A 20,925-nucleotide genomic window follows, 5' to 3' on the forward strand; every position below is an offset into this window, starting at 1 on the left:
GATCCTGCTAGGTTACCTAGGCGCGCAGAAAATACAATGACAAAGACATAAAAATACACAAAATTGACACAAATTGTGTAGGCAAGGCAGCGATTTACCTATGAAAAATCAATCGCTTATATGCCAGCGACGGTCATGCGCTCGATTAGTATGGAGCCCACACGCTTGCTGCCCCGCAGTTCGACATCCGAACCGATAGCAACGATAGACATGAAAATATCCTTGAGATTGCCGGCGATGGTGATCTCTTCCACCGGGTGGACAATCTGGCCATTTTCAACCCAGAAGCCTGCTGCACCACGGGAGTAGTCACCGGTCACACCGTTGATACCCTGCCCCAGGAGTTCGGTGACATAGAGGCCGGTACCCAGTTGCCGCAACATGTCATCAAAGCCGCCGGCGGTCGGGGCAACCAGGAGGTTATGACTACCACCGGCGTTGCCGGTGCTTTGCATACCCAGCTTGCGTGCCGAGTAGCTGCCCAGGAACCAGCCGTTCAATACGCCGTCGGTGACCAGATCCCGTTTTACGCAGGCCACGCCTTCGGCATCGAAGGCGGAACTCGCCATGCCGCGGGGCAGGAAGGGATCCTCGACAATCTGCACGATGGGCGAGAATACGGGCTTGCCAAGGGAGTCGAGCAGGAAGCTGGCCTTGCGATACAGGCTGCCACCCGATACGGCTGCGACCATGTGACCGATCAGGCCCGTCGCAAGGCTGGGGTCGTATAGCACACGATAGTCGCCAGTCTTGATACGTCGTGCCCCCAATCTGGCGATGGCACGCTCACCGGCCTTTCGGCCGATCGACTCGGCATCCTCCAGGTCGTTCGAGGCACGGGCCACGCTGTACCAATAGTCGCGCTGCATGGCCTCGCCCTGCTGGGCGATGATGGAGGCAGACAGGGAATGCCGGGAACTGACGCTCGGGCCGATGAAGCCATGCGAGTTGCCGTAGACAGACTGGCCGATGTGGCTCGATACCGTCGCGCCTTCGGAGTTGCTGATACGGCTGTCAACTGCACGGGCAGCCCCTTCGCAGCGCTGCGCCAGCGCAATTGCCACCTCGACGGGCAATGCCCAGGGGTGATAGAGGTCCAGGTCAGGAAACTGGGTGGCAAGGCGCTCCGGGTCGGCCAGACCCGCGGCCTCATCCTCTGCGGTATAGCGGGCAATGGCGAGCGCTGCGCTGACTGTCTGGCTTAGCGCCGCAGCAGAAAAGTCAGAGGTACTGGCGTGCCCTTTGCGCTGACCCAAGTAGACCGTAATGCCGACGCCCTTGTCCCGGTTGTATTCGATGGTCTCCACTTCACCGAGGCGCACGCTGACATTTTGTCCAACGCCTTCAGAGACATCGACGTCACAACTGCTGGCCCCTTGGCGCTTGGCATCGGCAAGAACATTCTCGACCAGCTCGCGCAAGGCGGCCTGGCTATAGGAAAAACCGGAATCGACGGATTGGCTCACGGGCATCTCGATGAAAAGGTGAATATCTGGCGGCTCAGCTTGCAGGATAAATCCGCCGCACGGAAGTTGCTTGCTTGAGCAGGGCAAGCGTCCGGTATCATATCAGCCCGTACTACATATCAAGCCTGTTGCCATGTCCCGCACGCCCTATACCGAACCCGATTCCGCCGCCGATTTTGACGGCGACGACGAGATTGAATACGTCAGCAAGTCGCAAATGAAGCGCGACGTGGAGGCGCTGCAGGATCTGGGCGTGCAGTTGATTGCCCTCTCGAAGATGCAGCTGAAGAAGCTGGATCTGCCGGAAGCCTTGCTGGTTGCGATCAAGGATGCGCAGAAGATCACCGCCAATGGCGCCATCAAGCGGCAGCGACAGTACATCGGCAAGCTGATGCGCGAGGTTGATCCCGCCCCCATCCGCGCCCTGCTCGACAGCCTGCGTGGTGACAATGACCAGCAAACTGCCTGGCTGCATCAGATCGAGCGCACACGTGAAGAACTATTGACCGATGACAAGGCCGTCGCCGCCTTGATCAGCGAACATCCCGAGGTCGATATCCAGCAGCTGCGACAAATGATACGTAATGCCCGAGCCGAGCGCGCCGCGCAGAAACCGCCCAAGCACTACCGTAGCCTGTTCCAGTTCCTGAAAGAGATCTACCCGGCGCCTGCCCTGGTACCCGGTGCCGTGGAGGACGAGGAAGAGGACGATGAGTAAGCCCCTGCTGATCGGCCTGGTTTCGATCAGTGATCGGGCCAGCGCGGGTGTGTATGAAGACAAGGGCCTACCATCGCTGCAGGAGTGGCTCGGTGCCACCATCAGCACGCCTTTCCTGACGGTGACCCGGCTCATACCCGACGAGCAGGATTTGATCGAAGCCACCCTCAAGTCCCTGGTGGACGATGAGCAGTGCGGGTTGGTGTTGACGACGGGCGGCACAGGTCCCGCCCCACGCGATGTCACGCCCGATGCCACGTTGGCCATCGCGGACCGCGAGATGCCGGGGTTTGGTGAGCAGATGCGACAGATCAGCCTGAAATTCGTGCCGACAGCCATCCTGTCCCGCCAGGTTGGCGTGATACGCAAACAGGCCTTGATACTCAACCTGCCAGGCCAGCCCAAGGCTATCAAGGAGACCCTGGAAGGGCTGCGTGATGCTGACGGCAAGGTGCTGGTGCCAGGCATTTTTGCGGCAGTACCGTATTGCCTGGATTTGATTGGTGCGGCTTATATCGAGACGCATGAAGCAAGAGTGAAGGCTTTCCGTCCCAAAAAATAAACCCGGGACCGGATACCACCCTGCCCCATCCGGTGGTTACCTGTCCCCATGCACGCTGCCAGCCGGGAAGCCAGTTTGTCCTCCGCCCACGATCGAGGAGATTCAAGGTGTACGAAACAGGTCTGGACAAGAACCCGGCGAACTATGCGCCGCTGAGTCCGCTCGGCTTCATTGAGCGGACAGCGCAGGTCTACCCTGACCGAGTCGCCATCGTGCATGGCCCATTGCGCCAGAGCTGGCGCGATACCTATGCACGCTGCCGCCGGCTGGCCTCGGCGCTCGCCAGAGCCGGGATAGGCAAAGGAGATACGGTAGCCGTCATGCTGCCCAACACGCCGCCCATGGTGGAGGCCCATTTCGGGGTTCCCATGTCGGGCGCCGTGCTCAACACTCTCAATACCCGGCTGGATGCCGAGGCCATCGCCTTCATGCTGGATCACGGCGAGGCCCGCGCCATCCTGGTTGACCGGGAGTTTGCCCCTATCGTGAGACTCGCTTTGGCGCGCACCAAGGTGCAGCCGCTGGTCATCGATGTCGATGACGCCGAATACACGGGCGGCAACCAGCCCATTGGCCAACTGGAATACCAGGCTTTCCTGGATACAGGTGATCCTGAGTACCTCTGGCAGCCGCCCGCAGATGAATGGGATGCCATCTGCCTGAATTACACCTCAGGCACGACCGGCAACCCCAAGGGCGTGGTCTACCATCACCGCGGCGCCTACAGCAACGCAGTCAGCAATATCCTGGAATGGGATATGCCCAAGCACGCGGTCTACCTCTGGACCCTGCCCCTGTTCCATTGCAATGGCTGGTGCTTTGCCTGGACCGTCGCAGCGCGGGCCGGCGTCAATGTCTGCCTGCGCAAGGTGGATGCGAAGCAGATTTTCGACCTGATACGCACCGAATGTGTCACCCACTACTGTGGTGCCCCCATCGTGCACAACTTGCTGTGCAACGCACCGGCTGACCTCAAGACCGGCATCAGCCATGTGGTGCATGCCATGGTCGCTGGCGCCGCACCGCCGGCTGCGATGATAGAGAGCATGGAGCAGATGGGGTTTGACCTGACGCATGTCTACGGCCTGACCGAGGTCTACGGTCCGGCCTCCGTCTGTGCCAAGCAGGCTGAGTGGGATAGTCTGGATATCGGCGAGCGGGCTCGTCTCAACGCTCGACAAGGGGTGCGCTATCATCTGGAGGATGGCATCACCGTTCTCAATCCCGACACCATGCAACCAGTGCCCCAAGATGGGCAAACCATGGGCGAGATCATGTTTCGCGGCAATATCTGCATGAAGGGTTATCTCAAGAACGAGAAAGCCACGCGGGAAAGCTTTGCCGGCGGCTGGTTCCACACCGGCGACCTGGCGGTGGTGGACCCGGACGGATACATCAAGATGAAGGACCGCAGCAAGGACATCATCATCTCCGGTGGTGAGAACATCTCCAGCGTGGAGGTCGAGGATGTGCTCTATCGGCACCCTGCGGTACTGGCGGCGGCCGTGGTTGCCAAGGCGGATGAGAAATGGGGTGAAACGCCCTGCGCCTTTCTGGAACTGAAGGCCGGCAGCCAGGTGACAGCGGACGAGATCATTGCGCACTGCAAGGCGCATATGGCGGGCTTCAAGGTGCCGCGTCATGTTGTCTTCGGTGAGCTGCCCAAGACCGCAACCGGCAAGATCCAGAAGTACGAGCTGCGTAAACGCGCCGGTGATAGCTAGCCGGCCCGCCCGGTTGATCTGAATGACAACCAGGGGGTGATCCCCTGGTCACTCACCTTTGGCCTGTCGAGATACCCCGAAAAACCGCACCGGTATTTTTACCTGCCCCATCGCGCCGACCTCAGGCTTGATCATGCCGTAAACCCGGCTACCGATCACCATGGCTTGCGGTACCATGCGCCCCCTTGCAGTCTACGCAATCGATCAAAATCAACTACATAGCAACAGGAGCAGGAATGCATAAATCGCTATTGTCCATCGCCTTGCTGGCCGCCCTCACGGGTTGTGCCACCGAACAATCCCGCACGCTGGAAGTCGCCAAGGTGTCCGCGGCAGCCGTGCCCTACAAGGGCGTTCGTAGCCCGATCTCCGTCGGCAAGTTCGACAACCGCTCCAGCTTCATGCGCGGCATCTTCTCCGATGGTGTGGACCGCCTCGGTGGCCAAGCCAAGACCATCCTGGTGACTCACCTGCAGCAGACCGGTCGGTTCAGCGTGCTTGACCGCGAAAACATGAGCGAGATGGCGCAGGAAGCTGCGTTATCGCGCAAGGCACAGGCCATCAAGGGTGCCGACTATGTCATTACCGGTGATGTGACCGAATTCGGCCGCAAGGAAGTGGGCGATCAGCAACTGTTCGGCATCCTGGGCCGCGGCAAGTCGCAGGTCGCTTATGCCAAGGTCAGCCTCAACGTCGTCAACGTACAGACCTCTGAAGTGGTGTTCTCTGCCCAGGGCGCGGGTGAGTACAGCCTGTCGAACCGCGAAGTGATCGGTTTTGGCGGCACGGCCAGCTACGATGCCACGCTGAATGGCAAGGTGCTGGATCTGGCAATCCGCGAGGCGGTCAACAACCTGACTGCCGGTGTTGAATCGGGCGCTTGGCGCCCTGCCCAGTAATTTTTCGAGACAGAACATTTTATGCAACAACGTATCTCGCCACGCTGGCTCACCGCCAGTGCGCTGGCTGCTGCCGTGCTGTTAAGCGCTTGCGCAGCGCCAAACAAGAACATGTATGGCTGGGGTAGCTACCAGCAGCAGGTGTATGAACACTTCAAGGGTGACGGCAAAGGCCCACAAGACCAGCTCGCCGCCCTGGAGCAGGATATGCAGACCATGCGTGCCAAGGGTCAGGCCATACCGCCTGGCTACCACGCCCACCTGGCTCTGCTCTACGGTGAACTGGGCCGCGACGCCGAGATGCAGCAGCATCTGGCAGAAGAAAAGGCGCTGTTTCCGGAATCCACGACCTTCATGGACTTCCTGCTTAGCAAAACCAAGAAGAACAAGGGAGCAAGCTGATGAACTTCTCGGCATTCAAAGGGCTGGTTGCGGCCATCTTTCTGGCCGTGCTGGCCACCGGTTGCGCGACCGCACCCAAGTCTTATGACTATTCGGCTTTCAAGCAAAGCCGTCCCAAGTCCATCGTGGTACTGCCACCGCTCAATAGCTCACCGGATGTAAAAGCAAGCTACAGCATGCTGGCCCAGGTCAGCTACCCACTCGCGGAGTCGGGTTACTACGTGCTGCCTGTCGCTTTGGTTGATGCGGCATTCAAGGAAAACGGCCTGAGCAACGCGGCCGATATCCACGCGGTTTCCACCAACAAGCTGCAGGAAATCTTCGGGGCGGATTCTGCGCTCTACGTGGAAGTGAAGCAGTACGGCACCAGTTACAAGATCATCAGCAGCGAAACCCTGGTGGTGGCGGAAGCCAAACTGGTCGATCTGAAGACAGGCCAGACGCTCTGGACCGGCAGTGCACGTGCATCCAGCGAAGAGAACAACAATAACAACAACGGTATCGCCGGCATGCTGATCAGCGCTTTGATCAATCAGATTGCCAGCAACCTCTCCGACAAGTCTCACAATTATGCCGGCATCGCCAGCCAACGCCTGCTGACGGCGGGTGGTGGCAACGGGCGCCTTCTGTACGGCCCACGCTCGCCGAACTACGGCAAGGACTGAGTTCCATCCAAGCTGGTTCGAACCAAAAAACGCCACAAGCATTGCCTTGTGGCGTTTTTTTATCATTGTCTTTCCACTCATCCCGGCTGGCGACAGACCGTCGCAAGCAAATCCCCGGCACTGATCGAACTGAGTAAGATTCCGGTTTTTCCGACCCAGGGGTTTTCAATGAATCTGTCCCGCATCGCCATTGCCTTGGCGGGTCTGCTCGCAGTCCATTCGGTCTCTGCCGACAGCAACGGCTACTTTCGCTTTCCCGCCCTGCATGACGATACAGTGGTGTTCACTGCCGAAGGCGATCTTTGGGTTAGCGGCACCAATGGTGGTACGGCTCGGCGCCTGACCTCCCATCAGGCAGAAGAAACCCGCCCGGCAATCTCGCCCGACGGCAAGTGGGTGGCCTTCTCGGCCAACTACGAAGGTGCAACCGAAGTCTACGTCATGCCCCTGGCCGGCGGCCTGCCCAAGCGGGTCAGCTTTGAGAATACCCGTGCATTTGCGCTCGGTTGGACCCCGCAGGGTGAAGTTCTGTTCAGTGCGCAGCACAGCAGCGGCCCCAACTCGCTGCGCATGGTCGCTGCGGTCGATCCGGCCACCTTGGCCAAGCGCGTCTTTCCGCTGGCCGATGCCAACGATGCCGTACTCGACGAGCGCGGCGAGAATCTCTATTTCATCCGCTTTGGGCTTGCCACCACCAACGACAACGCCAGGCACTACCGGGGCGGGGCACTCGCCCAGTTGTGGCGATATAAGCTGAAGTCCGGGGCCGAAGCCGAACGTATCGGTCCCAAGGACGCCAATCTGCGACGCCCCATGTGGTGGAATGGTCGTCTGATCGTGATCAGCGACGCGGACGGGCGGGATAATCTATGGAGCCTCAAGCCCGATGGCAGCGATGCCCGGCAACTCACCCGCCAGACCGGCTTCGATATCCGCTCCGCCAGCTTGAGCCAGGGCAAGGTCGCCTACCAGCTTGGCGCAGACCTGCATGTCCTGGACCTGTCTACGCAGAACGACAAGACGCTGGATATCAGCCTGACATCCGACTTTGACCAGCAGCGTGTGCGCTGGCTGGACAAGCCCTTGCGCTACTTGAGCAGCAGCCAGTTCTCAGCCAACGGCGAGCGCGTTGCCATTACCGCGCGCGGGCAGGTAACGCTGGCTGGCGTAGGGCCCATCCGTCGCATTGACATTGCCCAGCCGGCAGGAAGCCGCTTGCGCTCAGCGACCGTGAGCACGGACGGAAAATGGGTCTACGCGATCTGCGACGCCACTGGCGAGCAGGAAATCTGGCGTTTCCCTGCGGACGGGAGCGAAGGCGGCAAGGCCCTGACTCACGACGGCAATACCCAGCGCTGGAGTGTGCTGCCCTCGCCCGATGGCAAGTGGCTGGCGCACAGCGACAAACGCGGTCGCTTGTGGTTGCTTGAGCTGGCTACAGGTCGCAATGAGGTGATAGACGATGGCGGACCGGCGGGCAGCGAGGAATACGATGCACTGACCTGGTCTCCCGACAGCCGGGCGATTGCCCTGGTCAGGCAAGCCAGCGCCAGGCAACTCGCACAGATCGGGCTTTACTCACTCGACAGCAAACGCACGGCTTGGCTCACCAGCGACAAGTATCAATCCAGCTCGCCGGCTTTCAGCCCGGATGGCAAGTGGTTGTGGTTCCTGTCCGAGCGTAATTTCCAGGCCCCCACCGGTGGCCCGTGGGGTGACCGCAATACCGGCGCCCAATTTGAACGTCGTAGCAAGGTATACGCGCTGGCCTTGCAGCCCGGCAGCCGCTTCCCTTTCCAGCCGGCTGACGAGCTGCAGGCCGTCAAATCTGGTGATGACAAGCCCGAGGCAAAGTCTGAGGAGAAGAAGGGCGACAAGAAGGAAGAAAAGAAAGACGACAAGAAGGCCAAGCTTCCCGCCATTGTCCTCGATGGTCTGGCCGACCGCTTGTTCGAAGTACCGGGTATCGCGGGTAGCTTCCGTGACCTCGACAGCGACGGCAAGCGTCTTTACCTGCTGGAACGCGAAGGCGGCAAGAATGATCTGAAGACGCTGGCCATCGAGAACACGACGCCCAAGCTCGAACTGTTCGCCAGCGATGTCAATCAGTTCGCCCTGTCGCAAGATGGCAAGAAGCTGTTCTATCGCAAGGCAGGCAGCAACGGTGGCGAGATGCTGATCGTGGAGGCCGGCGCCAAGGCCCCGAACGATCTTTCCAAAGCCGCGGTACGGATTGGCGACTGGAATCTGCGCGTATCGCCGCGGGAGGAGTGGCGGCAGATGTTTGTCGATGCCTGGCGCATGCATCGCGACTCGCTCTACGACCGCAATATGCGTGGCGTGGACTGGAAGGCCGTACGTCAGCACTACGCACCACTGGTAGAGCGCGTGACCGATCGCCACGAGCTGGACGATGTGCTGGGCCAGATGGTGGCGGAAGTGGGTTCGCTGCACTCCCAGATCGCGGCTGGCGATATACGTCGCGCTGGTGACAGCGTCATGGCCGCGGGCCTTGGCGCAGAGTTGCAACGTGTTGCTGCGGGCTGGAAAGTGGTACAGGTCTATCGCACGGAGCGCGAACTGCCCAACGAGCGCCCTCCTCTGCAGGCGCCGGGCGTCGATGTGCGGGAAGGTGATGTCATCACGGCGGTCAATGGTCGTAGTACGCTGGAAGCGCGCGATATCTCCGACCTGCTGGCAAACCAGGCCGGCCAGCAAACCCTGCTGGAAGTGAAGCGCGGCGATGCGCCGGTTCGGCGCGTCGTAGTCGTTCCTGTCAATGCCCAGCAGCAAGCCGCGTTGCGATATACCGACTGGGAGCAGAGCCGGAAAGAGGCCGTAGAGAAAGCGGGTAAGGGTCGCCTCGGCTACCTGCACCTGCGTGCCATGGGCGGCAACGATATGGCGAGCTTCGTGCGTGAGTTCTATGGCCAATATGATCGCGATGGCCTGATCATCGACGTACGCCGCAATAATGGCGGCAATATCGACAGCTGGATCATCGAGAAGCTGCTGCGTCGCGTGTGGGCTTTCTGGGGACCACCGTCGGGTAACCCCTATGCGAATATGCAGCAAACCTTCCGTGGCCATCTGGTCGTACTGACGGACGCCCTGACCTACTCGGACGGTGAAACCTTCGCCGCCGGCATCAAGGCACTCAAGCTGGGGCCGGTGATCGGCAACCGTACCGCTGGTGCGGGCGTCTGGCTGTCGGACCGTAACAACCTGGTCGACGATGGCCGGGCACGGGTGGCCGAGAACCCTCAGTTTGGCGTCAATGGCAGCTGGTTGATCGAAGGGGTTGGGGTGGTACCGGATATCGAAGTAGACAATCCGCCGCATGCCACCTTCCTGGGGCAGGACAAGCAACTGGAAACGGCCATTGACTGGCTGCAACAGAAACTGGCGACCGAACCGGTATCCCCTCTGAAGCCTGGTGCGATCCCACCCCTGAAATAGTCGAATATCGACCAAAAGACTGACGCCACCGCCGCCTGAAACGGCGGTGGCGTTTTATCATGTCGCCTTTGCATGTACCGGGAAGCCACCATGACTGAACCTTGCCGTTGCAGCTGGGCGAACCCCAGAAACCCCCGCTATCTGGCCTATCACGATGAAGAATGGGGCGTCCCCTGTCATGATGATGCCGCTTTGTTTGAAATGCTGAACCTGGAAGGCGCCCAGGCGGGCCTGAGCTGGGAAACCATACTCAACAAGCGGGAGTCGTATCGGGTCGCGTTCGACGATTGGGATGTCGAGAAGATCGCACGCTACGATGCCAACAAGACAGCCAGCCTGCTTGCCGACCCGGGCATCGTCCGCAACCGGCTGAAGGTCGCTGCGACCATCAGCAATGCGCAAGCCTATCTGCGCCTGCGAGATGCCGGGCAGACACTGGATGCGCTGCTATGGGCTTATGTTGACGGCAAGCCGCTTCAAAACGCCCGCGCCGGTACTCAACCTGCTGTCGCCAAGACGGTGCTGTCCGACCGCATCTCCAAGGATCTTGGCAAGCTTGGCTTCAAGTTTGTCGGTTCAACCATCATCTACGCCTATATGCAGGCCGCCGGCCTGGTCAATGACCATGCGGTGGACTGCTTTCGCCATGACATCGTGAAGGAACTAAGCTGATGAGCACCCTGCTCGAACACATTGAAGTCGAAACCAAGCCGCAACCCGAGTGGACCGTCATCTGGATGCACGGCCTTGGGGCTGACGGTAATGACTTCGTGCCCGTCGTACCAGAGCTGGGCCTGGGCAACGTTCCTGGCGTCCGCTTCATCTTCCCGCACGCGCCGATGATTCCAGTGACCTGCAACAATGGTTATGTCATGCGGGCCTGGTACGACATCCTGGAAATCGGCAGTATCAACCGGCGTGTTGACGAGGCCGGTATCCGGCTGAATAGAACCGCTATCCAGGCTTTCATCGCGCGCGAGAACGACCGGGGCATTCCTGGTGAGCGCATCATCCTGGCCGGGTTTTCACAAGGAGGCGCCATGGCCTACAGCGCCGGCCTGACCCATCCTGACAAGCTCGGGGGCATCATTGCCCTGTCTACCTATCTGCCCTCGCAGGCCCTGATTGAAGCCGAAGCCAGCGCCGCCAACGCCAGCACACCGATATTCGCTGCACATGGCATTCAGGACCCCGTCGTCCCTTATGCGCTCGGAGAGGCGGCTGCCAAATGGGCAAGCGAGCATGGTCACCCTCTGCTGTGGCAAAGCTACCGCATGCCCCATTCAGTCTGCATGGAGGAAATCGAGGCCATCGGGCTCTGGATCAAGGAGCGCATCGGCGCCTGAGCCAGTCGTTACGAGCAGCATAAAAAAGCCGACGATCGACGTCGGCTTTTATGTTTTAGCCATCGCGGCGCAGCAGCTCTACGATCGTCCAGATCCAGTCAGGCCCCTTCTCCAGCGTTTCACCTATCCGTACCATGAACGACTTGTCTCGCGCCAGCACCTGGTACAGACGACCTGGTGCATAGTCCGCCGAGTGGAGCAGCAGGCTGTTGGCGCGACGGCCTTCCCCGAAATAGGGAATGTAGAGGCCATTCTTGCGCATCACGAGGCCAATGGTGTCCACGCCCTCCACCGCCATGGGAGCGTGGCGATCTTCCTCCAGCGATTTCATGCTGGCAGCCACAGGCGTACTGGTCAGTATCTGAACGCCGGCGTATAGCTGATCGGCATTGATGCGATTGAGCCGGCGAATGACAGCAATCTGCCAGTTTTCCGACTCCTGGTTGCGCAAGGCCAGCAACACACCCAACCGGACCCAATCGTGTCCCTCCACCGGCAGTACCGCGCCAAAGCCGCCAGCCGACTGGTTCTCCACTACCCATTCATCGTGCTCGATGGTCTTGGCCTTGTTGGCATAGGCATGGTTACGTGCCTGAGCCTGGGCAAGCTTGTGCTTGGTTCGATCTGTCACATAGCCATAGAGCTTCATGTCCATGACTTCATCATTGTCGGGTGCCGTACGAGCGGAGGCGCGCAGCATCGCCCGTTCGTCATCAAAGCGCACGGCCGAAAAGATGGCAGTCAGGCTGGAAGTAATCTGGATCAGCTTGCTGACTTTGGTCCGCTCGCTACGGCTGGATTGCTGATTGCGCTCCCTGGACCACAGGATTTCCAGCTGACGCAGGAAGTCCAGGCAGGCCGGCATACGGGCGTCGTCGCCCAGGCCAAGACGCGCCGGGGTATCGCCAGCCTCAAGCTGGCTGATGATCCTGCCCATCTCGGCCAGCAGGTCACCTACGCCCCAGAAGCGCATCATGTCGCCTTCCACGGCTTCATGAATCTTGTTGGGTCCAGTTGGTTCGGCCAGGTTGACGCAAAACTGGTGTATGCCGTCGCGATATTTACGTTCAATCTGGACCTGACGAGACCAACCGATCAGCCATCGGTCCGCCCAGTCATACTGGCGCAGGTTAAAGTTGCCATTGTTGAGCGTGGCCAGCATCTGGATACGGATGAACTCATCGGCACAGGAAGTAGGCTGCGGATCGAGTTCGGCATAGAGCGGGAAAGCCTGACTATCGATGCCGCTGACTTCCGCCAGCCGATAGAGCTGGTTGGCCGCCGCCCACAAGGTGGCAGGCGGGTTCTGGAAGCGGAAATAGTGCCATTTGACCTGGATGCCAACATAGTGGGTAGCGCGGGCCAGCATCAACGCCGTTGCCTGCTGGAAACCGGCCTCTTCTTCCGGCTTGGGGTCTTCCAGCCGGACAAAGGGATGGTAGGCCGCCAGCATGGCTCTGGCGAAGCCGACAATGTCATTCCAGAGCTTTTCCTCGATCGCCTTGCCAGCGCGAGGATTCTGGATGTACTGCTGCCGTACCTGATCGAAGGTGGACTGTATCTTCTCGTCGATAACAAACAGCGCCTGCAGCGTAGAAAGGCTCAACGGCCTGCGCTCCAGGGATTTGATCGCCAACTCGTGGACGACTGCCAGTTGACCGGCAATATCCTCCTGCTTGACTTCGCGCATCCATTGCGCAGCGGCTTTGGCATCTGCCAGCGGGTCGACATCCCGCTTGACCATGCCCGTCAGGGATCCAAACAGACTACGCATCAGCTCGCCACCGGTATTGTCGTCAGCAGCCAGCCCTCGGCCTGCTGACCATCTTCGAAGACCTGTACATCGCTATCGACAAACAGGCGGGCCAACCATGTGGCCCAGGTTGTCCATTGATCCGTCGTCACAACGGCGATACGGCCAAAGTCAGCCGCATGCTCGCGGGAGAAACGTATTTCCTCCCAGACGACATCGAGCGTGTAACTCAACATCTCGGTCAGATCGAGCATCAGGTTCGGTCGCCCATGAAACTTCAGCTCATAAAGGACGTTCTCTTCGAACTCTCGATAATCCGCCAAGGTGAACTCGCCAGCTACCGTGGCAAGTACGCAATGCGCCTTGTGTTCAATCGCTATCATCACAGCATCCCTCTTGTTGCGGTGCATGCTTTTGGGCCAACGGGCCCTGACGCCGAAACGGCATCGCGCGCATATAGGCAGTCGCTATGACTTTGTTATAGCCAAGCCGTTCGGTCGCATTCCAGAATTCCTCGGGCGAGTGCCGATATACGCATCCAGCCAAGCGACGAATGGCGAAGATTAATACCACATCGCAGCCTGTACGTGCCAGTTGCGGCCTAAAAGGGGCATGTTCAGGCAACAACCCGTCTCGTTGTATCGCATGCCGGGCGACAGGGAGCTACCGGATCAAGGTACCCACCCTTCCCAATGCCGGCCAACTCATCCAGACAACAAAGGCACGCCCCGCCAGGTGATCGTCCGGCACGAAGCCCCAGTAACGGCTGTCACTGCTGCCATCGCGGTTGTCCCCCATCACCAGATAGCGGCCGGCTGGTATCGTGCATTGGAAGCCGGCAGGCTCGTACTGGCAGTGCTGCCGGAAAGGAAAGCTGTCTTGCAATGCAGGATCAAGCAGAGCGGGGTCCAGTGCGGGCTTATCCGGCTCGTCCAGCGTCAGATAGGACTTGCCAGCCAGATGCTCCTGCCATTGCCTCGCGATGCCGTCAGCTCCCTGCTCCCGCCGATAGCGATAGGTGCCTGCAGCCGCGCGCGTGACCAACTGACCATTGATGATCAGTTGCTTGTCGCGATAGATCACCTTATCGCCAGGCAGGCCGATCATGCGCTTGATGAGGGTGGTCTTCGTATCCTGAGGATGCCGGAATACCACGACATCGCCTCGCTGCGGCTTGCCGGTGCCCAAAACGGGTAGGTGAAGGAAAGGCAGTCGCAAGCCATACGCCAGCTTGTTGACCAGGATGAAGTCGCCGACCACGAGACCAGGTCGCATGGAGCTTGAGGGTATCTGCATGGGCTCGACCAAAAAGGTCTTGCCCAAGCCAATCAGCGCCAGCAGCAGTGCATTGCCATAGGCAAAGGCAGCCCAGGCCGGTAGCGGCCGCTTGTTACCCTTTGCACGGTAGCCTCGCAGCTTTGCCACGAATACCAGACATGCCGGAGCAAGCATGACGGGGAGAAACACATCGCTGGGATTCATCACCGACGACAGAACGCCCCAAGTGCCAATCAATATCAGGAAGTAACCCCAAAGCGCCTTCTCGCCGATTCCATCTACGTCGAAACTCGCTGCAGTGGTTCGCCTCGCATGCCAGATGAGGATAGGGCCGCCAACCAGGGCGACGAAAGCAAGTACGGTCCAATTCATGTGTCACTTCCTCAAAGATCGGGAGATCGATCAATGGGAGGTTACGGAGATGGCGACGAGCCGGCGCTCAGTGTGCGATCAGCGACGATGTGGGTGGGATAAAGGACGATAAGCAGCGGGAAAGCCAGAGAAACTACAGTCGCTCAAGAACGACGAAAGCGACCACCGAACTGCGCTCATCGCTCAGGGACAGATGCACCCCCACGATGCCATGCTGCTCCAGCAGCGCGCTGATCTGGGCATTGAAGACCAGGCCAGGACGGCCTGCCGCATCGTGGGTAATGCTCATGCCTGCCAGTGTGACCGGAGGACGGATGCCGGTACCCAAGGCTTTGGAAAAGGCTTCCTTTGCCGCCCAGCGCTTGGCGAGAAAGCGGGCCGGATCGCTGGTAGCTGCAAACTCAGGTAGCTCCTGGACGGACAGCAGACGCAAGAGGAAGCGCTGGCCATGCCGCTGATAGGCTTCGGCCATCCGGGGAATGTCGATCAGATCGGTGCCAATACCAAAGATCATGTTGAAGTAGCCGATTCAGAGCTTGTGCAGGTCGCGCAATATCTTGCGGGTATGCAAGGGCGTGTCACCCAGCAGGCCTGCGAGCAGGATGCGCATCAATTGCTTGGCCTGCAGACATGTCTGGGCCTGGCTGTAATCCGAAACCGCCATGCCGAGGAGGCTGCGGCCACTGAGCTTGACACCTTGCTCCTGAGGGCTTCCGGAGCTAGGCAGGATACCGCGACCGTGGAAATAGCAATATTCCCCCTCCGCTGTCACCGCCCGTCCCTGCGCATCCTTTTCAAGCGCGAAACCGTACCCGAGCTCCATCAGCAGCGACAGCTCGAAGCTACGCAGTATGGGTTCGACTTCTACCGGCTTGGCCGACAAAGCCCGCATTGCACGGCCATAAGCATCGAACAAACCCGGCACCGGATCTTCTCGTGGCAATAGCTTGAGCAGCAGTTCGTTCAGGTAGAAACCGCAGATCAATGGTAAGCCCGCCAACTGGGGCACCCCACCCTGCCATTCGGCCGCATGCAGGGTCTTGAGATCACCGGAACCAAACCAGGACAGGGTCAAAGGCTGGAATGCCAGCAAGTTACCCCGCAGGCTGGACGTGGGCCTGCGCGCGCCGCGGGCAACCAGGGCCTGCCTGCCCTGGCCCCGGCTGAGCACCTCGATAATGAGGCTGGTTTCCTTGTAGGGGTAGCTATGCAGCAACCAGGCAGGTGCTGCTTCAACACGCTGCTTGCTGCGCGCAAAAGTCGCGACCATGGGTGAGGCCGCCTTTAGCGCAAACGACGGGGTGCGCGGCTAAGGCACCGAAGACCCGGCATCATTCGTAGCCGAATTGTCTGACCAGGCGAGTATCGTCCGCCCAGCCGCTCTTCACCTTGACGAAGACCTCAAGGTACACGCGGCAGTCGAACATCTTCTCCATATCCGTGCGGGCTTGGGTGGAGATTTCCTTGAGCTTCTCGCCTTCGTGACCAATGATGATGGCCTTCTGTGCATCGCGATCCACCAGGATGGAAGCGAAAATACGGCGCAGATTGCCCTCTTCCTCGTATTTCTCGATCTCTACCGTGGTGGAGTAAGGCAACTCATCGCCCACCAGGCGGAAAATCTTCTCGCGGATCAATTCAGACGCCAGGAAACGCTCGCTGCGGTCCGTGACCTGATCTTCTTCATACATCGGCTCACCTTCAGGCAACAAAGGCTTCACCGCATCGATCAGGACATCCACCTTCATGATCTTCTTGGCGGACACCGGCACGATGGCGTGGAAAGGGAATTGCGCCGCCATGCGCTGGATAAAGGGCAGCAGCTGGTTCTTGTCCTTGAGCAGATCGGCCTTGTTCAGTACCAGAATCACCGGGCGATGCTTCGGTAGGAGCTTGATGACCTGCAGATCCCGGTCATCGAATTTGCTGGCTTCAATGACGAAGAGCACTACGTCGACGTCGGACAAGGTCGTGGTCACACCACGGTTCATTGCCTCATTCAACGCACTCTTGTACTTGGTCTGAAAGCCCGGGGTGTCCACAAAGATGAACTGGGCATCCGCATCGGTCCGGATACCGGTGATGCGATGCCGGGTTGTCTGAGCCTTGCGGGAGACAATGCTGATCTTCTGGCCGATAAGGCGGTTGAGCAAGGTCGACTTGCCGACGTTGGGACGGCCTACGATGGCGATAAAGCCAGTGCGGAAACTTGCTTCAGTCATGGCTTGTTCGCTTTCTTGATAGTCGGCAGTGCATCCAGGGCACTGGTGGCGGCATTCTGCTCGGCAGCTCGCCGGCTTGCACCGGCACCCTGGGTTGCCAGGTCGAGCTCGGCCACGCGGCACTCCACGACAAAATGTTGATCATGGGCCTCACCCTGCTGGCTCACGATTCTGTATTGCGGCAAGCCCAGGCGGCGAGCCTGCAACCACTCCTGAAGCTTGGTCTTGCTGTCCTTGCCATGAGTCTCCGGATCAATCGCTGCGATCTTGGGTGCGATCAGCCGCTCGACAGTACGGCTTGCCGCAACGAAATCTGCATCGAGACAAACGGCTGCAAAGATCGCCTCAAGCGTATCAGCCAATATAGAGGGGCGCTGATAGCCACCGCTGCGCGCTTCGCCCTCACCCAGAAACAGGTAATCACTCAGGCGCAGGCTTTGAGCAAGCTCGGCCAGCGTCTCTTTCTTAACCAGGCTGGCACGCAGACGTGACAGCTCGCCCTCGCTACGGTCCGGAAAAGCGTCAAACAGCAATCTCGCCACCGAGGCGTTGAGGATGCTGTCCCCCAAAAATTCAAGGCGCTCGTTATGCGGTACACCGTAGCTGCGATGGGTCAATGCCTGCTTGAGCAGCCCCGGATTGCGAAACGGATAAGCCAAGGCGGCTTCAAGCAAAGATGCATCGCCAGCCACTATTTACCGCCGCCGCGACGTTCTTCCGCATGGAAATCGAACACCAAACTGGCATTGCCCACCAAGGGAACCACAGCCTGATAGCTGGCCGAGATTCTCGTGCCAGATTGATCCTGGATGATATCGAGGTCACCCGCAGTAACAGAGTGGATATTCTCGATATCTGCCCGCTTGACGAACGCTTCGCGAATATCCGAAACCGGTGCTCCAGCCTGATCTCGCACTAGCGCCTTGAGCACACCCTTCACACCAAAGTACTCAGTGTAAACGGGTACCAACTTCAAGCCGAGAATCAAGCCCATGCCGAGGAGGATGGCCCAGGCCAACATATTGATCAGGCTAACGCCACGTTGTTTTTGCATGCTTTCCCCTTTTATCGCGTTGTACACGCAAGCTTAGCTCGCTCGCGCCATTCTAGGTGTGCGGGCGCGCATTGCAAGCCCTGCCCGCCTTATTCAATACGTGTACCAATCCGGCCAAACTCTGGCCAATGGCCCCAGCCCGGCCAGCTCATCCAGATCATGAAGGCCTTGCCCGCCAGGTGGTTGTCCGGGACGAAGCCCCAGTAACGACCATCATTGCTGTTGTCGCGATTATCACCCAGCATCAGGTACTGGCCTTGCGGCACATCGCAGACAAAACCACTGTCATCGTACTTGCAGTTATCGGCATACGGGAAGCTGTCCACGTTAGCCACATTGAGCGTCGGTACACCAGATACATTCAAGGTCTTATGCACCTTGCCGGCAAAGGACTCTTGCATGACTACCGCCACCGTATCACCGCCCTGCGATTCACGATCACGATAGCTATAGTCACCGATCAGCTTGCTATCGATACGCAGACCGTTGATCGTCAACAGCTTGTTACGGTATTCAACCTTGTCACCCGGCAGGCCGATTACCCGCTTGATGTAGTTGATCTTGGTGTCCTTGGGGAAGCGGAACACGATCACGTCGCCCCGTTCCGGCTTGCCGATAGGAATAACCGGCTCGTTGAGGAATGGAATACGAATGCCGTAGGCGGATTTGTTGATGAGGATGAAGTCACCGACGATCAGTCCGGGGCGCATCGAGCTGGAAGGGATTTGCATAGGCTCGATTACGAAAGTCTTGCCCAGGCCAATCAGCGCCAGGACCAAAGCATTCGAGAACCCGAACGCCGCCCAGCTCGGCAGAGGACGCTCATTGCCCTTGGACTTGTAGCCGCGCAACTTGGCGATCAGCGCCAATACCGCTGCCGCCATCATCACCACGAAGAACAGATCGCTCGGGTTGGCGTACATGGACAGTACACCCCAAGCACCAACCAGTACCAGGAAGTAGCCCCACAAAGCGCCTTCGCTCATCTGCTCGGCATCGTAGACCGGTTGGGCGGTGCGATGTGCCCGCCATATCAGGAATGGCCCTGCAATCAGGGCGGCGAAGGCAAGCAGAGTCCAGTTCATGCGGGCTTTCTTGGCTGTTTGGTTTTAGGTATAGGATGTCAATCAAACAGGCCATGGCGGGATCCGCCGCCATAGCCCTGGGCTTACTTGTCGCTTACCTGCAGGATGGCAAGGAATGCCTCTTGTGGAATCTCGACGTTACCCACTTGTTTCATGCGCTTCTTGCCGGCCTTCTGCTTGTCCAGCAGCTTGCGCTTACGGGAAATATCGCCACCGTAACACTTTGCCAGCACGTCCTTGCGCATCGCCTTGACGGTTTCACGGGCAATGATATGAGCGCCGATCGCGGCCTGGATGGCGATATCGAACATCTGGCGCGGAATCAGTTCACGCATCTTGCTGACCAGTTCGCGGCCACGATAAACGCTGGTGGCACGGTGCACGATCAGGCTCAGGGCATCGACCTTTTCGCTATTCACCAGTACGTCCAGCTTCACCAGGTCATCGGCACGGAATTCCTTGAAATCGTAATCCAGCGAGGCATAGCCGCGCGAAACCGACTTCAGACGATCAAAGAAATCCATCACGACTTCCGCCATGGGCATTTCATAGGTCAACATGACCTGCCGGCCCATGTACTGCATGTTCTTTTGTACGCCACGCTTCTGGTTACAGAGCGTCATGACTGAACCGACGTACTCCTGAGGCATCAGGATCGTCGCAGTAATGATGGGCTCGCGAATCTCTTCGATCTTCGAAAGTTCGGGCAGGCGCGAAGGGTTCTCGATCTCGATCACCTCACCATCCTTCATCAGGATCTGATAGACCACTGTCGGCGCAGTGGTGATGAGATCCATGTCGAATTCGCGCTCCAGGCGCTCCTGGACGATCTCGAGATGCAGCAAACCGAGGAAGCCACAACGGAAACCAAATCCCAGCGCTTGCGACACTTCCGGCTCGAAATGCAGCGAGGCATCGTTGAGCTTCAGCTTCTCGAGGCTATCGCGAAGGGAGTCGTAATCATGGCTTTCCACCGGATACAGACCGGCAAACACCTGCGATTTGACCTCCTTGAAGCCTGGAAGCGGCTGTTCCGCGGCAGGCTTGACCAAGGTGATGGTGTCACCCACCTTGGCACTGGCCAATTCCTTGATACCTGCAATCACAAAGCCCACTTCTCCAGCACGCAACACGTCGCGCTGGACGGATTTGGGTGTAAATACGCCGACCTGCTCGCAAAGATGCTGTGCCTTGGTGGACATGAACAACAACTTGTCCTTGGGCTTGACCTCGCCGTCAACGACGCGCACCAGCATGACAACGCCGACATAGTTGTCGAACCAGGAGTCGATGATCAGCGCCTTCAGCGGACCGGTCGGATTGCCGCCCGGCGCAGGAATCTTGGCAACGACCGCCTCGAGGATATCCTCGATGCCGATGCCATTCTTCGCAGAAGCACGGACTGCATCGGTGGCTTCGATACCAACGATATCTTCAATTTCTTCGATGACGCGCTCTGGCTCCGCCGCTGGCAGGTCAATCTTGTTGAGTACTGCCACGACCTCGACGCCTTGTTCCAGCGCGGTGTAGCAGTTGGCGACCGTTTGGGCCTCCACGCCTTGGGACGCATCGACGACCAGCAAGGCACCCTCACAGGCGGCCAGGCTTCGGCTGACTTCGTAGCTGAAGTCGACGTGACCGGGCGTATCGATCAGGTTCAGGTTATAGACTTGACCATCTCGCGCCTTGTAATGCAGGGCGGCGGTTTGCGCCTTGATCGTGATGCCCCGCTCCTTCTCGATGTCCATGGAGTCCAGGACCTGCTCGCTCATTTCGCGCAGCTCCAAGCCTCCGCAGTACTGGATGAACCGGTCGGCCAGGGTGGATTTACCATGGTCAATGTGGGCGATGATCGAGAAATTGCGAATGTGATTCATAGACTTCGGGGCAGACTACCGGAAAACTGCATGAAAAATGGGC

At 59.0% G+C, this 20,925-nt stretch carries 20 protein-coding genes; 9 read left to right on the forward strand and 11 right to left on the reverse strand.

Annotated elements, in window-relative coordinates; all coding sequences use genetic code 11:
* Positions 1 to 116 precede the first annotated feature (116 nt).
* Positions 117 to 1,466 carry a metalloprotease PmbA/TldD family protein gene (pmbA, locus tag ACYVHK_RS07040; RefSeq protein WP_460529045.1) on the reverse strand — a complete coding sequence of 450 codons (1,350 nt, stop codon included), beginning with the start codon at positions 1,464 to 1,466 and terminating at the stop codon, positions 117 to 119.
* A gap of 133 nt (positions 1,467 to 1,599) precedes the next feature.
* On the opposite strand from pmbA, the gene yjgA reads away from it, so the two are divergent.
* The 9 genes from yjgA (at position 1,600) to ACYVHK_RS07085 (ending at position 11,241) form a co-directional block, all read left to right on the forward strand.
* Positions 1,600 to 2,184 (forward strand): ribosome biogenesis factor YjgA, encoded by a 585-nt coding sequence (gene yjgA / locus ACYVHK_RS07045; protein WP_460529047.1) that lies wholly within the window; start codon positions 1,600 to 1,602, stop codon positions 2,182 to 2,184.
* Positions 2,177 to 2,746, forward strand: a complete 570-nt coding sequence (gene mog / locus ACYVHK_RS07050; RefSeq protein ID WP_460529049.1) for a molybdopterin adenylyltransferase — start codon at positions 2,177 to 2,179, stop codon at positions 2,744 to 2,746. The genes yjgA and mog overlap by 8 nt, the downstream gene beginning before the upstream one ends.
* A 107-nt stretch (positions 2,747 to 2,853) precedes the next feature.
* On the forward strand, positions 2,854 to 4,470 hold the full coding sequence (locus ACYVHK_RS07055) for an acyl-CoA synthetase (protein ID WP_460529051.1): 1,617 nt from the start codon (positions 2,854 to 2,856) through the stop codon (positions 4,468 to 4,470).
* A 236-nt stretch (positions 4,471 to 4,706) separates the two neighbouring features.
* The gene (locus ACYVHK_RS07060; RefSeq protein WP_460529053.1) at positions 4,707 to 5,369 is read left to right on the forward strand and encodes a CsgG/HfaB family protein; all 663 of its coding nucleotides are present in this window, start codon (positions 4,707 to 4,709) and stop codon (positions 5,367 to 5,369) included.
* Between the two features lie 21 nt (positions 5,370 to 5,390).
* Positions 5,391 to 5,771 carry a DUF4810 domain-containing protein gene (locus tag ACYVHK_RS07065; RefSeq protein ID WP_460529055.1) on the forward strand — a complete coding sequence of 127 codons (381 nt, stop codon included), beginning with the start codon at positions 5,391 to 5,393 and terminating at the stop codon, positions 5,769 to 5,771.
* The gene (locus tag ACYVHK_RS07070; RefSeq protein ID WP_460529057.1) at positions 5,771 to 6,436 is read left to right on the forward strand and encodes a DUF799 domain-containing protein; all 666 of its coding nucleotides are present in this window, start codon (positions 5,771 to 5,773) and stop codon (positions 6,434 to 6,436) included. The genes ACYVHK_RS07065 and ACYVHK_RS07070 overlap by 1 nt, the downstream gene beginning before the upstream one ends.
* Before the next feature lie 168 nt (positions 6,437 to 6,604).
* Positions 6,605 to 9,895, forward strand: coding sequence for a S41 family peptidase (locus tag ACYVHK_RS07075; RefSeq protein ID WP_460529059.1), 3,291 nt, complete (start codon positions 6,605 to 6,607; stop codon positions 9,893 to 9,895).
* A 90-nt stretch (positions 9,896 to 9,985) separates the two neighbouring features.
* Entirely contained in the window at positions 9,986 to 10,567 is a 582-nt protein-coding gene (locus ACYVHK_RS07080; RefSeq protein WP_460529061.1) for a DNA-3-methyladenine glycosylase I, read from the forward strand.
* Complete coding sequence (locus ACYVHK_RS07085) at positions 10,567 to 11,241, forward strand: alpha/beta hydrolase (protein WP_460529063.1); 675 nt, start codon at positions 10,567 to 10,569, stop codon at positions 11,239 to 11,241. The genes ACYVHK_RS07080 and ACYVHK_RS07085 overlap by 1 nt, the downstream gene beginning before the upstream one ends.
* Positions 11,242 to 11,296: 55 nt before the next feature.
* On the opposite strand, the gene ACYVHK_RS07090 is transcribed toward ACYVHK_RS07085, so the two are convergent.
* The 10 genes from ACYVHK_RS07090 to lepA all read right to left on the reverse strand — a co-directional run bounded on the left by ACYVHK_RS07090 (position 11,297) and on the right by lepA (position 20,882).
* A complete protein-coding gene (locus ACYVHK_RS07090; protein ID WP_460529065.1) occupies positions 11,297 to 13,015 on the reverse strand; it encodes a hypothetical protein in 1,719 nt (572 codons plus the stop codon).
* The gene (locus ACYVHK_RS07095; RefSeq protein ID WP_460529067.1) at positions 13,015 to 13,377 is read right to left on the reverse strand and encodes a SpoIIAA family protein; all 363 of its coding nucleotides are present in this window, start codon (positions 13,375 to 13,377) and stop codon (positions 13,015 to 13,017) included. The genes ACYVHK_RS07090 and ACYVHK_RS07095 overlap by 1 nt, the downstream gene beginning before the upstream one ends.
* 280 nt (positions 13,378 to 13,657) lie before the next feature.
* The gene (lepB, locus tag ACYVHK_RS07100) at positions 13,658 to 14,644 is read right to left on the reverse strand and encodes a S26 family signal peptidase (RefSeq protein WP_460529069.1); all 987 of its coding nucleotides are present in this window, start codon (positions 14,642 to 14,644) and stop codon (positions 13,658 to 13,660) included.
* A 133-nt stretch (positions 14,645 to 14,777) separates the two neighbouring features.
* Positions 14,778 to 15,158 carry a holo-ACP synthase gene (gene acpS / locus ACYVHK_RS07105; RefSeq protein WP_460529071.1) on the reverse strand — a complete coding sequence of 127 codons (381 nt, stop codon included), beginning with the start codon at positions 15,156 to 15,158 and terminating at the stop codon, positions 14,778 to 14,780.
* A 15-nt stretch (positions 15,159 to 15,173) separates the two neighbouring features.
* The gene (gene recO, locus ACYVHK_RS07110) at positions 15,174 to 15,914 is read right to left on the reverse strand and encodes a DNA repair protein RecO (RefSeq protein WP_460529073.1); all 741 of its coding nucleotides are present in this window, start codon (positions 15,912 to 15,914) and stop codon (positions 15,174 to 15,176) included.
* Positions 15,915 to 15,975: 61 nt separating this feature from the next.
* Entirely contained in the window at positions 15,976 to 16,866 is an 891-nt protein-coding gene (gene era, locus ACYVHK_RS07115) for a GTPase Era (protein WP_460529075.1), read from the reverse strand.
* Positions 16,863 to 17,561 carry a ribonuclease III gene (gene rnc / locus ACYVHK_RS07120; protein WP_460534032.1) on the reverse strand — a complete coding sequence of 233 codons (699 nt, stop codon included), beginning with the start codon at positions 17,559 to 17,561 and terminating at the stop codon, positions 16,863 to 16,865. The genes era and rnc overlap by 4 nt, the downstream gene beginning before the upstream one ends.
* On the reverse strand, positions 17,558 to 17,920 hold the full coding sequence (locus ACYVHK_RS07125) for a DUF4845 domain-containing protein (RefSeq protein WP_460529077.1): 363 nt from the start codon (positions 17,918 to 17,920) through the stop codon (positions 17,558 to 17,560). The genes rnc and ACYVHK_RS07125 overlap by 4 nt, the downstream gene beginning before the upstream one ends.
* 89 nt (positions 17,921 to 18,009) lie before the next feature.
* The gene (lepB, locus tag ACYVHK_RS07130; RefSeq protein ID WP_460529079.1) at positions 18,010 to 19,005 is read right to left on the reverse strand and encodes a S26 family signal peptidase; all 996 of its coding nucleotides are present in this window, start codon (positions 19,003 to 19,005) and stop codon (positions 18,010 to 18,012) included.
* A gap of 83 nt (positions 19,006 to 19,088) precedes the next feature.
* The gene (gene lepA / locus ACYVHK_RS07135; protein WP_460529081.1) at positions 19,089 to 20,882 is read right to left on the reverse strand and encodes an elongation factor 4; all 1,794 of its coding nucleotides are present in this window, start codon (positions 20,880 to 20,882) and stop codon (positions 19,089 to 19,091) included.
* Between the last annotated feature and the right edge of the window lie 43 nt (positions 20,883 to 20,925).

It is taken from the genome of Chitinimonas naiadis (assembly GCF_054780835.1).